At 59.9% G+C, this 15,260-nt stretch carries 10 protein-coding genes; 8 read left to right on the forward strand and 2 right to left on the reverse strand.

Annotated features, from left to right (window positions below):
• Positions 1-39: 39 nt before the first annotated feature.
• Complete coding sequence (locus tag ACA068_RS29130) at positions 40-957, reverse strand: LysR substrate-binding domain-containing protein (protein WP_497306500.1); 918 nt, start codon at positions 955-957, stop codon at positions 40-42.
• Positions 958-1,137: 180 nt separating this feature from the next.
• Between ACA068_RS29130 and aspA the strand changes: the two genes are divergently transcribed.
• The gene (gene aspA, locus ACA068_RS29135; RefSeq protein WP_497306502.1) at positions 1,138-2,562 is read left to right on the forward strand and encodes an aspartate ammonia-lyase; all 1,425 of its coding nucleotides are present in this window, start codon (positions 1,138-1,140) and stop codon (positions 2,560-2,562) included.
• 41 nt (positions 2,563-2,603) lie between these two features.
• On the opposite strand, the gene ACA068_RS29140 is transcribed toward aspA, so the two are convergent.
• A complete protein-coding gene (locus ACA068_RS29140; RefSeq protein WP_497306504.1) occupies positions 2,604-2,921 on the reverse strand; it encodes a hypothetical protein in 318 nt (105 codons plus the stop codon).
• Between the two features lie 144 nt (positions 2,922-3,065).
• Here ACA068_RS29140 and ACA068_RS29145 point away from each other — a divergent pair, with 144 nt between their 5' ends.
• The 7 genes from ACA068_RS29145 to ACA068_RS29175 all read left to right on the forward strand — a co-directional run bounded on the left by ACA068_RS29145 (position 3,066) and on the right by ACA068_RS29175 (position 15,216).
• Complete coding sequence (locus tag ACA068_RS29145; RefSeq protein ID WP_497306506.1) at positions 3,066-4,517, forward strand: alanine/glycine:cation symporter family protein; 1,452 nt, start codon at positions 3,066-3,068, stop codon at positions 4,515-4,517.
• Positions 4,518-4,682: 165 nt separating this feature from the next.
• On the forward strand, positions 4,683-5,687 hold the full coding sequence (locus ACA068_RS29150) for an asparaginase (protein ID WP_497306508.1): 1,005 nt from the start codon (positions 4,683-4,685) through the stop codon (positions 5,685-5,687).
• Positions 5,688-6,038: 351 nt separating this feature from the next.
• Complete coding sequence (locus ACA068_RS29155) at positions 6,039-7,034, forward strand: IS110 family RNA-guided transposase (RefSeq protein ID WP_497303007.1); 996 nt, start codon at positions 6,039-6,041, stop codon at positions 7,032-7,034.
• Positions 7,035-7,112: 78 nt separating this feature from the next.
• Positions 7,113-8,105: an AraC family transcriptional regulator gene (locus ACA068_RS29160; RefSeq protein ID WP_497306510.1), complete on the forward strand. Its 993-nt coding sequence runs from the start codon at positions 7,113-7,115 to the stop codon at positions 8,103-8,105.
• Between the two features lie 248 nt (positions 8,106-8,353).
• Positions 8,354-9,385, forward strand: coding sequence for a histone deacetylase family protein (locus ACA068_RS29165; RefSeq protein WP_497306512.1), 1,032 nt, complete (start codon positions 8,354-8,356; stop codon positions 9,383-9,385).
• Between the two features lie 12 nt (positions 9,386-9,397).
• Positions 9,398-10,498 (forward strand): polyamine ABC transporter substrate-binding protein, encoded by a 1,101-nt coding sequence (locus ACA068_RS29170; RefSeq protein ID WP_497306514.1) that lies wholly within the window; start codon positions 9,398-9,400, stop codon positions 10,496-10,498.
• Positions 10,499-10,650: 152 nt separating this feature from the next.
• Positions 10,651-15,216: a dermonecrotic toxin domain-containing protein gene (locus tag ACA068_RS29175; protein ID WP_497306516.1), complete on the forward strand. Its 4,566-nt coding sequence runs from the start codon at positions 10,651-10,653 to the stop codon at positions 15,214-15,216.
• Positions 15,217-15,260 lie beyond the last annotated feature (44 nt).

Below are 15,260 nucleotides of genomic sequence, written 5' to 3' on the forward strand. Positions count from 1 at the left end.
ACGGACGCCTTCGCCGGCAAGCCTGGCTCCTACAAAACATCATTGACCGGTTGTGCCTTGCGCCGCGCCCCCCTCAAGCTTGCGCCACAACAACCGCACGTTCGCCTTGCGCACCAGCGCGCAGCGATACAGGCGAATCTCCAGCGGCACGTGCCATTGCGGGCCGCCGCAGACCACCAGTTCACCACGCGCCAGTTCGGCGCGCACGCTGAGCTGCGGCACCCAGGCAATCCCCAACCCCTCGAGCGCCATGCTTTTCAGGCTGTCGGCCATGGCGGTCTCATAAATGGTGGTGAAGCGCAGCGCACGCTGGCGCAGCAGCATGTTCACCGAACGCCCGAGAAACGCACCGGCGCTGTAAGCGAGCAACGGCACGCTGGCCTCGCCTTCCAGGTCGAACAATGGTTTGCCGTCGGCGTCCGCCGCGCACACCGGCAGCATCTCGGTGTGGCCAAGGTGCAGCGACGGGAAGATTTCCGGGTCCATCTGCAAGGCCGCGTCCGGGTCATAGAACGCGAGCATCAAGTCGCAACCCCCTTCGCGCAGCGCATGCACCGCGTCACCGACGTTAGTCGCCACCAACCGCGTGGCGATGTTCAAGCCTTCATTGCGCAACTGCGCGATCCAGCGCGGAAAGAAACCCAATGCCAATGAGTGAGCGGCAGCCACTTGCATCACTTCGCCCTGCCCGCCTTCCAGGTGATGAAGGTGGCGCAGCACTTCGCCGAGCTGTTCGACCACGGTCCGCGCGGTCACCAAAAACAACTGCCCCGCCGCCGTCAGTTCGACAGGCGTGCGCGAGCGGTTGACCAACGTCAGCCCCAACGCGGCTTCCAGGCTGCGGATTCGGCGGCTGAACGCGGGCTGCGTTACGAAGCGGCGTTCCGCAGCCTGGGAGAAGCTGCGGGTGGCGGCCAAGGCGCTGAAGTCCTCGAGCCATTTACTTTCCAGATTCATCACGTCCTCCCGGACACGCACCAAATTAGGTCACACGCTCGCCGCACACACGGCGTCACACAGACATTATGCCGAATGTGCATAGGCCAGTGTTTAACAGCATTGGCCGAAAATTCTCAACAAGCCTAGCATTTGCAGCGTTCCGGCACAGACCGGGTCCATATCGAGATGATTTCTATCATGTCCTCCGCTGCATCTTTCCGCACAGAAAAAGACCTGCTTGGCGTACTCGAAGTACCTGCTCAAGCGTATTACGGCATCCAGACCCTGCGAGCGGTGAACAACTTCCGTCTCTCCGGCGTTCCGATTTCGCATTACCCGAAGCTGGTCGTCGGTCTGGCGATGGTCAAACAGGCCGCCGCTGACGCCAACCGCGAACTGGGTCACCTGAGCGAAGCCAAGCACGCTGCCATCAGCGAAGCCTGTGCACGTTTGATCCGCGGTGATTTCCACGAAGAGTTCGTGGTGGACATGATTCAGGGCGGCGCTGGCACTTCAACCAACATGAATGCCAACGAAGTCATCGCCAACCTCGCGCTGGAGGCCATGGGTCACCAGAAGGGCGAGTACCAATACCTGCACCCGAACAACGACGTGAACATGGCGCAGTCGACCAACGACGCCTACCCGACCGCGATCCGTCTGGGTCTGCTGCTGGGTCACGACGCGCTGCTGGCCAGCCTCGACAGCTTGATCCAGGCGTTCGCTGCCAAAGGTGTTGAATTCAGCCACGTATTGAAGATGGGCCGTACCCAGCTGCAAGACGCCGTGCCGATGACCCTGGGTCAAGAATTCCGTGCCTTCGCCACCACATTGAGCGAAGACCTGGCACGCCTGAAAACCCTGGCCCCGGAATTGCTGACCGAAGTGAACCTAGGCGGCACCGCGATCGGTACTGGCATCAACGCCGACCCTCGTTACCAGCACCTGGCTGTTCAACGCCTGGCATTGATCAGCGGTCAACCGCTGGTTCCAGCCGCCGACCTGATCGAAGCCACTTCCGACATGGGCGCCTTCGTGCTGTTCTCCGGCATGCTCAAGCGCACTGCGGTCAAGCTGTCGAAGATCTGCAACGACCTGCGCCTGCTGTCCAGCGGCCCACGCACCGGCATCAACGAAATCAACCTGCCGGCGCGTCAGCCAGGCAGCTCGATCATGCCCGGCAAGGTCAACCCGGTAATCCCGGAAGCGGTTAACCAGGTAGCGTTCCAGATCATCGGCAACGACCTGGCCCTGACCATCGCGGCCGAAGGCGGCCAGTTGCAACTGAACGTGATGGAGCCGCTGATCGCCTTCAAGATCTTCGACTCGATCCGCCTGCTGCAACGCGCCATGGACATGCTGCGCGAGCACTGCATCGTCGGCATCACCGCCAACGAAGAGCGCTGCCGCGAACTGGTCGAACACTCGATCGGTCTGGTCACCGCGCTGAACCCGTACATCGGCTATGAAAACGCCACCCGCATCGCCCGTATCGCCCTTGAAAGCGGCCGCGGCGTGCTGGAGCTGGTGCGCGAAGAAGGCTTGCTCGACGACGAAATGCTCGCCGACATCCTGCGCCCGGAAAACATGATTGCTCCGCGTCTGGTTCCGCTTAAAGCCTGATCCGACGCGTTACTTGTAGCACCGCTCACCAGGTCGAGGGACTAGACACCTCTCACCTTTTGAGGGCTTGGGGATTTATTCCCCAAGCCCTTTTTTTTAACTTTTGAAAGGACAACCGTCTTCTGTAGGAGTGAGACCGGCTTGCCGGCGATGCGGGCACCGCGGTATTTCAGTTGCACCGCGTTATCGTTCATCGCGAGCAGGCTCACTCCTACAAAGGCCTGACTCAAAAAAGTCAGGTGTTTCAAAGGCTTCGATTTATCGCTTGCACCACAACCGTGCAGACGGACGGCACGCTCATAGGTATAGTGCCGCCCCTCTTCGCGTGAGCGGTCGTCGGTAACGAGGCCCAAACCCATGCGAAACCCGAACTAATAACAAACCTGCGAAATGGGACCGGGACGAATACACGCCTCATCTGTTGTGCCACGCGCACAGCGGTGTAACGCGATGTTTCTGCCCGCCCAACATTTGCCTACACAAAAAACAGCGAGGAATAATCCATGCTCGAAGTCATTAACGACTTCCTCTCAGGGAAAGTACTGATCGTGCTCATTGTCGGGCTCGGTAGCTACTTCACGATCCGCTCGCGTTTCGTTCAATTGCGTCACTTCTTCCACATGTTCGCGGTATTCCGCGACAGCCTGAAAAGCAGCGCCGGGCAACTCAGTTCGTTCCAGGCCTTGATGCTCAGCCTCGCCGGCCGTGTCGGCGCGGGTAACATCGCCGGTGTTGGTATCGCCGTGACCCTGGGTGGTCCGGGTGCGGTGTTCTGGATGTGGGTAACCGCACTGGTCGGCATGTCCAGCAGCTTCTTCGAATGTTCCCTCGGCCAGCTCTACAAGCGCTGCGATTCCGACGGCACGTACCGTGGCGGCCCGTCCTATTACATCCAGCACGGCCTGCAGAAACGCTGGCTGGGCATGATCATGGCGTTCCTGCTGCTGATCACCTTCGGCTTCGCCTTCAACGGTCTGCAATCCCACGCCGTGACCCACTCGCTGAACAACGCTTTCGGCCTCGACACCACCTACACAGGCCTGGCCCTGGCGGTGTTGCTCGGCCTGGTGTTCATCGGCGGGATCAAGCGCATCGCCAAGGTCGCTGACCTGCTGGTGCCGGTGAAAACCCTGGTGTACATCGGCGTGACCATCTATGTGATCGTGCTGCAATTCGACCACGTTCCGGCGATGCTGATGACCATCGTCAAAAGCGCCTTCGGTCTGGATCAAGCCTTCGGCGGCCTGATCGGCAGCGCCATCGTCATGGGCGTGAAACGCGGCGTGTTCGCCAACGAAGCAGGCCTGGGCAGTGCGCCAAACGTGGCTGCGGTCGCGTCGGTCGAGCACCCGGTGGCACAAGGCGTGGTTCAGGCGTTCAGCGTGTTCCTCGACACCTTCGTGATCTGCACCTGCACCGCGTTGCTGATCCTGCTCTCGGGCTTCTACACTCCGGGCTTCGAAGGCGACGGCATTGCCCTGACCCAGAACTCGCTGGCTGCCGTAGTCGGTGACTGGGGCCGCAGCTTCATTTCCGTGGCGTTGTCGTTGTTCGTCTTCACCTCGATCCTCTACAACTACTACCTGGGCGAGAGCAACTTGCGCTTCCTGATCGGTGAAAACCGCAAGGCGCTGATCGGCTACCGCGTGCTGGTGCTGGTACTGATCTTCTGGGGCGCGATCGAAAACCTCGGCACGGTGTTCGCCTTCGCCGACATCACCATGACCATGCTCGCGTTCGTGAACCTGATCGCGCTGTTCCTGCTGTTCAAGGTCGGCATGCGTATCCTGCGCGACTACGACGACCAGCGCGCCGCCGGGATCAAGACGCCGGTGTTCGACTCGAGCAAGTTCCCGGACCTGGATCTGGACTTGAACGCCTGGCCAGCCAATCCGCCGGCCGCTGCTCCAAAGGCAGAAGCCGAGCTGCAAGGCGTACCCGCAGCGCAACGCTGATGGGTAAACGACGGGCGCATCCTCTGCGCCCGTCAGTTAAAGTGCACAACTTGTGGGAGCGAGCCTGCTCGCGATAGCGGACTGGCAGGCGACACATCGGTGTCTGATGTACCGCTATCGCGAGCAGGCTCGCTCCCACATGTCATCTCTTGCGGAGACTTTCCCATGGTTCCCAACTCCTACCCTGCCGCCCAGCACGTCATGGTGCTCTACACCGGCGGCACCATCGGCATGCAAGCCAGCGCCAATGGCCTGGCCCCGGCGTCCGGTTTTGAAGCGCGGATGCGCGAGTATCTGCACAGCCAGCCTGACCTTGTCGTGCCGCAGTGGCGCTTTCGTGAAATGTCGCCGCTGATCGACAGCGCCAACATGAGCCCGGCGTACTGGCAGCAACTGCGTGAAGCGGTGGTCGACGCCGTTGATGTCCAGGGCTGCGACAGTGTGTTGATCCTGCACGGCACCGACACCCTCGCCTACAGCGCCGCCGCGATGAGTTTTCAATTGCTCGGCCTGAATGCCCGCGTGGTGTTCACCGGCTCGATGCTGCCGGCCGGCGTGACCGACAGCGATGCCTGGGAAAACCTCAGCGGTGCGCTGGTTGCCCTGGGCCATGGCCTGGCGCCGGGCGTGCATCTGTACTTCCACGGCGAACTGCTGGACCCGACCCGTTGCGCGAAAGTCCGCAGCTTCGGGCGCCATCCGTTCAAGCGGCTGGAGCGTCAGGGCGGTGGTGTGAAGGTCACTTCGCTGCCGGCTCAATTGCATTACAACCAGAGCAAGGAACTGGCGAAAGTCGCAGTGCTGCCATTGTTTCCCGGTATCGGCGCCGAGCAACTTGATGGCGTGCTGAACAGCGGCATTCAAGGCCTGGTGCTGGAGTGCTACGGCAGCGGCACCGGGCCGAGCGACAACCCTGAATTTCTCGCCGCTCTGGAGCGGGCGCGGGACAAAGGTGTGGTTGTTGTCGCCGTCACCCAATGCCACGAAGGTGGCGTTGAGCTGGATGTCTACGAGGCCGGTAGCCGGTTGCGTGGTGTTGGCGTGCTGTCGGGTGGCGGTATGACCCGTGAAGCGGCGTTCGGTAAGTTGCATGGGTTGTTGGGTGCCGGGCTGGACACCGCTGAAGTGCGACGACTAATCGAGCTCGACCTCTGCGGCGAACTCAGCTGACACACCGCAGGACCTGTAGGAGCGAGGCTTGCCCGCGAAGGGGTCTTCGAATACGCCAAAAGCTTCGCGGGCAAGCCTCGCTCCTTGTATGTTGACCTTGATTCCAACGAAAGAGGTTACGCTCAAGGATTCATACAAAAGCAAGTGCGTTTCTGGGGGAGGCCGATCGCTCCTGAAGGCAGGATTTGCTCCTGACCTTGTCTGTAGAGAGGCCCCCCCGCCTCATTGCCCACCACGAAGAGTATCGAGAAGCCGACAAGTCGGACTTCGCATTACAAGGTTGCAGTGGCATGAAGTTCGAGGTCGGGGGAACCAGGGGCAATCTTACCGAAAGTCAGGGAAGTGAAAAGCATGAATATTCATATCGGCATAGACATTGGTGCGCGCACGTCTGTCATGGGATGGCGGCAGAGCGGTAAAACATCAGGCCAGTGGGACATTCAGCACACGCCCAAAGGACGTAAGGCTGCCGTGACAAAGATGTTAGGTCTCAAACCGCTGAGCGTGGTCATGGAGGCCACTGGCATTTACTACCTGGATCTTGCATTGGAGTTGCACGCTGCCGGCCTGCCGGTCTCGGTGATCAACCCCAAAAGCTTCCACAATTTTGCAAAAGTGATGCTGCAAAACAGCAAAACTGACCAGATAGACGCTCAATTGCTGGCTGAATATGGCGAGCGCATGACTCCCAGGCTTTGGGTTCCGCCTACTACCGATCAAATGACGTTGCGTGCGATTGGCCGCCATATCAATCGGCTGATTGGTCATCGAACACGAGCCAAAAACGAATTACACGCGCTACAAGCGACAGAAACGAGTGTGGAGCTGCTGATCGAGGATGAGAAAGAGGCGATTGCAGGGCTGGACACACGGATTGATCGCTTGAAGAAAGCCGCACGTGATGCCATCGCCAAATGCCCGGATCTGAGTTTGCAGTTTCGCTGCATGCTGGCGGCCCCCGGCGTTGGAGAGGCCTCAGCCATCGCCGCACTGGCTGAGCTGACGACCCTTCCGGTAACGCTTAAATCGGCGCAGGTAAGCCGCTATGCAGGCCTGGATGTCAGGTTGACCCAGTCAGGCACCAGCGTGAACCGGCCAGGGCGAATGTCCAAATGCGGTAATGCTTACTTGCGCGCAGCGATGTTCATGCCGGCGATGACGGCAATCCGTTGTGATGAGAATGTGAAGGCCTTCTACGAGGCTCTGGTAGCGCGCGGCAAGAAGAAAATGCAGGCCATCGGTGCGGTCATGCGCAAATACCTAACCGGGTTATGGGCATGCATGCGTTCCGGAGAAGAATTTAATACGGCCAAGCTTTTTAGCGAAAAACATCTCGCGAAAGCTTGACCGTGAACAGAGTATCTACAGGTTCAGTTCCCGGCATACAACTTGCTGCCGTTCCAGCATCCCAAGGCTGGAACACCCATGCTCCACTCCCACCTCACCACCCTCAACGCCGTCTCCCTGGTGCTCAACACCTTCAAGGCCGAAGGCTTGTCCAGCGAAGCGCTGCTCGCGGGAAGTGGCATCAGCGCGGCGGATCTGAGCCGGGCGGACACGCGCATCACCACCAACCAGGAGATGCAGGTCTGCGCCAACGCGGTCGCGCTCAAGCGTGATATCGGCCTGGAACTGGGCCGGCGGATGCACGTTTCGTCCTACGGCATGCTCGGTTATGCGCTGCTCACCTGTGCCACCTTCGGTGACGCTTTGCGGTTGGCGATGCGTTTTCCGGCGCTGTTGGGAACACTTTTCGAGTTGAGCCTGGCAGAGGACGGCGAGCGCATCTGGTTCGTGGCCGCCGATTACCGGGAGAGCCCGGCGCTGGCGGTGTTCAACGCCGAGTTCTGCCTGGTGTCGTTGAAAGTCATTTGCGACGACCTGCTTGGGCACCCGCTGCCATTGCTCGCGGCTCGCCTGGAACATGCCGCGCCGGATTATCAGGCGACCTACGCCGAACACTTCAACTGCCCACTGCACTTCGACGCGCGCGATAACGCCTTCGCCTTCGACAAGCGCTGGCTCGACCAGCCTTTGCCGCTGGCCGATGTCATCACCCATCAGGCCATGGTCGACCGCTGCCGCAAGCAGAACACCGAATTCACCGGGCGTCAGGCGTGGCTGGGGCGGATTCGGCAGTTGCTCCGTGCGCAACTGAATGCAGCGCCAGGGCTGGAAGGTTTGGCCCTACAGATGAATTGTTCAGCGCGCACCTTGCGCCGCCATCTCAAGGACCTGGGGTGCAGCTATCAGGAATTGCTCGATGAGTTACGCTTCGAGCAGGCCAAGTTGATGCTTTGCGAAGATCAGCTGCCGATCTACCGGATCGCCGAGGCGCTGGGCTTCAGCGAAACCGCGAGTTTCCGCCATGCGTTTGTGCGCTGGAGTGGTGTGGCGCCGAGTCAGTTCCGCCCTTGACCCCCAAATCTCTGTAGGAGCGAGGCTCGCCCGCGAAGGCGTCTTCAAGTACGCCAAAGGCTTCGCGGGCAAGCCTCGCTCCTACAGGGGTGAGTGCCCAACACCGGGGCACAGTCGCGCCAACAAGGGGCGAATTTCGGTCAAACTTTTTGGCCATATCAATCCCCTTTTGGCCTTTCCTACCGTTCTCCGAATCGGGCTGCGCCGCAAGACTGTGTTCAACCGAATCAGCCTGCGGAGAACAAGAAATGCTGACGATCTACTCGGACGATCACCACCTGCACCACGGCCGTTGTGAACTGATGGACGGGCAACTGATGCCCTGCTTCGAAATGCCCTCGCGGGCCGACCATGTGCTGCAACGTGTGCAAACGCAACACCTCGGCCCGGTCGAAGCGCCGCAGGATTTCGGCCTCGACCCGATCGCGCGCATCCACAGCCGCGACTACCTCGAGTTCTTCAAAGGCGCCTGGGCGCGCTGGACCGAATTCAATACCGACGGCGACTTGCTGCCCTACACCTGGCCAGCCCGCACCTTGCGCCGGATCATCCCCACCAGCCTGCACGGCCAGCTCGGCTATTACAGCTTCGACGGCGGCGCCCCGATCACCGCCGGCACTTGGCAAGCGGCATACAGCGCGGCGCAAGTGGCCCTCACCGCGCAAGCGGCCATCCAGCGTGGCGCTCGCAGTGCTTTCGCGCTGTGCCGCCCACCGGGACATCACGCCGCCAGCGACTTGATGGGCGGTTATTGCTACCTCAACAACGCGGCCATCGCCGCTCAGGCGTTCCTCGATCAGGGCCACAAAAAGGTCGCGATCCTCGACGTCGACTACCACCACGGCAACGGCACCCAATCGATTTTCTACGAACGCAGCGATGTGCTGTTCACCTCGATTCACGGCCACCCGGAAGCCGAATTTCCGTTCTTCCTCGGCTATGAAGACGAGCTCGGCGAAGGCGCCGGCGAAGGCTTCAACTTCAACTACCCTTTGCCGGCCGGCAGCGGCTGGGACAGCTGGAGTGCAGCACTGGAACAAGCCTGCAACGAGATCGAAAAATACGGCGCTGATATCGTCGTCGTGTCCCTGGGTGTCGATACGTTCAAGGACGATCCCATCTCCCAGTTCAAGCTCGACAGCCCGGATTACCTGGCCATGGGCGCGCGCATCGCGAAGCTCGGCAAGCCGACGCTGTTCGTGATGGAAGGCGGTTACGCGGTAGAAGAAATCGGCATCAATGCCGTGAACGTTCTCGAAGGTTTTGAAAGCGCCCAATGAGGAATTAGAACAATGAACAGACTCACGCGTTTTATCGCACCGGTACTGTGCGCCACGGTACTCGGTGGCGCCGCCCACGCTGAAGAGCGAACGTTGCGCGTCTACAACTGGTTCGACTACATCACTCCCAAGGCGCTGGAAGACTTCAAGGCGCAGAACACCCAGACCAAACTGGTCTACGACATCTTCGACACCAACGAAGCACTCGAGGCCAAGCTGCTGACCGGCAACTCCGGCTACGACGTGGTGGTGCCGTCCAACGTGTTCCTCGCCAAGCAGATCGAAGCCGGCGTGTTCCAGCCCCTGGACCGCAGCAAATTGCCGAACTGGAACCACCTCGATCCGAAGCTGATGAAACTGCTCGAAGGCAACGACCCGGGCAACAAATTCGCCGTGCCGTACATGTACGGGACCATCCTGATCGGCTTCAACCCGGACAAGGTCAAAGCCGCGCTGGGCGACAATGCGCCGGTGGACAGCTGGGACCTGATCTTCAAGGAAGAGAACATCAGCAAGCTCAAGCAGTGCGGCGTCGCCCTGCTCGATTCGCCGTCGGAGATCCTGCCGCTGGCCCTGCAACACCTCGGCCTGGACCCCAACAGCAAGAAGCCGGCGGACTACGAAAAGGCTGAAGCGCTGTTGATGAAAATCCGTCCGTACATCACCTACTTCCACTCCTCCAAATACATGGCGGACATTGCCAACGGCGACATCTGCGTCGCGGTCGGTTATTCCGGCAGCTTCTCCCAGGCCGCCAACCGCGCCAAGGAAGCCAAGAACGGTGTGGTCGTCGACATGCGCCTGCCCAAAGAAGGCGCGCCAATCTGGTTCGACATGCTCGCGATCCCTAAAGGCGCGAAGAACCCGGAAGACGCCTACACCTTCATCAACTACCTGCTGCAACCCCAGGTGATCGCACCGGTCAGCGATTTCGTCGGCTACCCGAACCCGAACAAGGACGCCACGGAAATGGTCGACCCGGCGATCCGCAACAACCCGAACCTGTACCCGACCGAAACGGCGATGGGCACGCTGTACACCCTGCAACCGTTGCCGCGCGATGCCGAACGTGCGCGGACCCGGGTCTGGACCAAGATCAAGTCCGGGACCTGATACCCGACTGAAAACCGAAGACCCGCGGCGACGCGGGTCTTTTTTTTGCCTGCAATATTTATGTACCACCCGACTGCTTGGGCCGCCCGATACCTTTTCCCGATTCCGCGCTGCGCAATCAGCAGCGGCGCGTTCTCAGTCAGGAGACGACCATGTCCGAAACCGTTGCCCCGAGTGCAGAAGAGGTACTGACCCAGCTGGTCACCGGCCCTTCGATCAGAGAGGTCGCAGCGACCGCGCTGAGCCCTGCGCTCAACGCGCTGTATCCGCAGCTCAAGATTGATCCAACGCTCGCCACGGTCGTCACCCCGACCTGGTTCGATACCGGCACGGAGGTCGTGTCCGGCCCTAACGTGTATGAATCGCTCACCGATGTGCTGGTACAACTCGGTTTATCAGGATCGACGGTGACGCTCATCGATGGAGAACATTTCCTGACCCTGCAACCGGGCGCTGAACCGCAGGCTCAACTGCCGGTGAAAATCGATGCCATCGGGTGTCTGCTCAATGCGCTCGCACCGCAGTTGTTCATCGCCTATCAGCAACAACAGCTTGATTACTGGAACCAGGAGACAAGCCCTTCGACGCCGCGCTGGCATTCGCTCGCGCAATCGTTGCAGGACATCTGGAGCCCCGATCCCGCCTCAGACTGGGATGCGGATGAAAAAGCCATGGCCCAAGCCGTATTCGATTATCCGAATCGCGCAACTCGGACACAGGACAAGTACCAGACCAAGGCCTGCCTGATCGACACCGATCGGCTTGAGAACGCAGTCAGCGAACACCTGCGCGTTCTGGATGTCGCCGTGTTCGTGGGCACATTGGGCACGCGCACCCTGACCGAAGGGTTCCAGCGTTACGACTCGGTTGCCGCACTGGGTGAAGCCGTGTTCGCACACCCTGAAACGTCAAGCGTCGGGCAAACCCTGCAATGGTGTCTGTATGAGCCCGAGGGCAACTTCTTTCACCACCAGGCCTGCGCGCTGATTGCGCTCGATGTCGAAGCCATCGGTTCATTCAGTGCGGTCCAGCGCACTTCTGCCACACATCTTTCACCGCAAATCAGTGCCGCGGCAAAAAGCTTCACTGAATTTGAAGCCCTGCCGTCGTCACGCTTCAACAAGGTTCAGGGGTTACTGACCGGCTGGCTGAAAAACGCGTCGTCAGCGGACCTCACCCGGTATAGCCGACGCTTGATGGACCTGGCGCAGCTTAGGGAACAGGACGCTGGAAAAACCTTCGACGAAGGCATCGCGTCACTGCCGGCGTTTGCGCTTCAGGCCCTGCAAGCGCAGATGATCAAGGATCATTCAGCGGCAGCGGACCTGGACCTGCAAAACATTGAAATCAGCATCACCAGCGTCGTGGTGCTGGGTGCTGTCGTGATACCCGGCAAGACGCAAACCACCACGCTGTCGCTGATCGAGCTGGCGCTGCAAAACCTGATTGCCGTTCCGCTTGGAAACAAGACGGTGAGCTGCAAAAACGGCGACGCTGTGCCCGTGTGGATGACCCCAGCCTATCTTGAAAAGCTCGTCACGCTGGTCGATATCGGCGGGGTTTACCCGGCGCTGATCAAGCGCAAGTTGCTTAATGATCCGCAAGAAGCGTTGCGACGACAGGCCCTCTACACCCGCCATCTGCGTACCCAGCTGCCCATGCAGGCGCTGCAGCACAAGATGCGCGGCGAGGCGGGTATTGATGAGCGCGGTTACCAGTACGTCAATGCCGTCATGCAGCAAAACGCTGCCGACCGCAGGGTAAACGGGCTGGAGATTGTCATTCGACCGCTGGCCTTCAAGACCGGTGATCGCGCCGGCAGCAAAGGCGATGAAGTCGCCAATATGTTCGTCATCGGTCCACGACTCACCGATAAAGGACCGTGCATTCTGTACCGACCATTGCTCACTCCCTCGCTGATGCAGTACCCGAGCGAGGCCAATCTGCTGTATGCAATCAAGCACGAAAAACCGCTTCGCCAATCGATCCTGGCCTGGCTGTCCGACGATGTGCGCTTCAACTATTCCCAGTATGTGTTTTCGGGTGAGTTGCCTTCGGTCTGGACGCTGACCCAATTGTTGGTCGATCCCACGTCAGCCCTGGGCAAAATGGGTGCGGTGACGCTCAGTGCAGAAGCCCTCGATGACGCGCCACTGGCCGCCCTGTTCAAAGCCAACGCCAACGCCATGATCACCCTGGCGGACCAGCAATCGGTGTCCAATGCGCAAGCCCGCTGGGCAACGCTCAAGCAAGGCACATGGATGCTGTTCAATGTCGCGCTGCCCTTTCTCGGTCGCACCGCCGGGGTGGCCGCGTGGATCTGGCAGATCATGGACGACTTGCAGGACATTACCGATGCCGCAGAGAGCGACGACAGCCAACTTGGCTGGTCTGCCCTGACCGATCTGCTGTTGACCCTCGGCATGGTGCTGGCCCATCGGGCCGCCACTCGCAACAAGCCCGTCTCGCGGTTGCCCGAGAAAGTCCAGCCGCCATCCATCACGCCCGAAAGCAAGCCTGCCCACACCATCACGGTCACCCGTCTGCCCGACCTCAATCAGCTTCCAGCGGCCCATGAGACGTCGCTGCATGTCATCGCGACGCTGCCGCCTACATCCTTGGGTGTCTTGCTCGATGAACTGGCCATCGCCGAACCCAAAGGAATGGCAGCCGCCTCCAGCGAGCCTGGTCCTCACCAACACCTCAGTTCACTCTCGGGGAAATGGCATGCGAAGGTTGGCCAGCGATGGTTCGAAGTCAGCCTCAACGACAATGACGATGTGCAGATCATTGACTCGCGCCGGTCTCCCTTACGCAAAGGGCCGCTGCTGATCAAGAACGCCAGGGGCGAATGGTTTATCGATACGCGGCTGAGGCTCAAGGCCGGGGGCAAGGAGAAACAACGGCTGGAACAACAAAACCGGCAACGCCAGGCTGAACTGAAACAGCAAATGATCGCGTTCGAAAGCCAGGCCCAAAGCCGCGAAACAGAACTCAAGGAAGCTCAAAAAAACGCACAGGCGCCTACAGCCACCGACACCCATCGCCGCTTGTACCTTGAAATGCTAGACGCGCAGATGTCACTCCTCAGCACCAACATGGAACAGATAAAAGCCTTCAATGCTCGCGAGGCGATTCCCAATTACCGAAAAGCAATGATCAGTCGCCTGGATTTCCAGCTTTCGCTGCTGCAAAAATGGTTCGGTCACCAGCAGCCGGTTTTCGGCAATCAAATGCGCCTCTCCCTCGATCTTCTCGACAACCCGCCAACGGAAAACACACAGACCACTCGGCAAACCCATCAACTCACCGGCGCGTTGACCGCCAGCTACATCAACAAAATCGAAGCTGCGCAAGCGTGCTTCGAGCAACTGAACCTGCTCGGCAAAGAAGCCATCGAAGTGATCCGCGACGTCAAAGCCAACATGCCGTCCTTCGATTTACAGGACCTCAAACTGTTCCAGATCACACTCGGTCAAGAGTTGTGCCTCGACAACCGCGTTGAGCCCGCACCTGAAGCGCGCCAGGCACTGGAGCGCATTGTCGAAAATGCAGGCCTAGCGATTCAGGCCTCACTGGACCTGATCGCTGACGAAGAGGTGCTGCACTTGCCGGAGCGGATCGATGGGCTCAGCGATCTGGTGGAGCAACTGACGATCACCGACCAGCGCATCGTCGATCTGCCCACGGAATTTCCCGGTCAGTTCCTGCAACCACCCCTCGACTTGATGCGCCAACGTCTCGACGGTTTTCAGCAGCACACCGTGAAACATCTGGCGAACTTGCTGCGGGAACGCCAGGCGCTCGAGCCGCTACCCGGCCCTTCCCGTCCGCCGACCGCTCCCGCCAAACGAATCATCAAGACCCGTTACAAAGGTACGGTGGTGGGCCAGCCACGTGCCGACTCCGTGACGCAAGGGTCAGAACTGATTGATGTGACCTCGGCGTTGACCGGTAAAGTCATCTCGACCTTTCATGAGAAGACCCCGGGGGTCTGGGTTGAAAGAGTGGCCCCGAAACAGGTCACCCCCGGCGGCGTCCAACCTGACTTGAGTGCAAGCACTGCTCAAGGCCAGGCATTGCTGGATGGGTTGGATGCGTTCATTCGTCGAACGCAGGCCCACTCAAAAGGCACGCGACGAATACCCGTGGAAATTGAGGAAATGTTTCATCAGCAGGCTCACCGACTGCAGGACGCCGCCAGTGCAATCGACGCAGCGCTGATCGCCACCAACTCCACCGACGGTGGTCCGGGATCCGCCGTCATAGTGGCCAAGCAACTGAACGACGGAGCAACCAGACTCTACAACCAGGGACGCGTGACGCGAATCAGCATGACCAAACTACAGCCACCGACGGCGGAGCGCGTCCTGTGGCTGCAAAGCGAAGGTCAGGTCGACATCGTCAAGAACCTCGGCCGACGCTTGCTCAAAAGCCGTAAACGAGACTATCTCGAGGAATATGAGGTCCGCGATCACAGCAGCCAAAGTGTTCTGTGGTATGCCCACTTCCACTATGCGCAGCCCGCTTCTCCTGCACAAACCTTCACCGCGGCGCACCTGAAAACCGTGCAGCAACGGCTGCTGGGCGGCGCAACCGAGGCCCGCAACGCCAACGACGACCTCCAGGCGATCTCGATCTACCGCAGCGAAATCAGTGCGCAACTGGCGACCACCCTGTTCTTCGCAAAAGTGTCGGCCTCGGCCTCAGGGTCCTAAACCGTGCTGAACCCGAGACCCGCATTCGCGGGTCTATTTTTTGG

This window comes from Pseudomonas sp. LBUM1660, assembly GCF_059695935.1.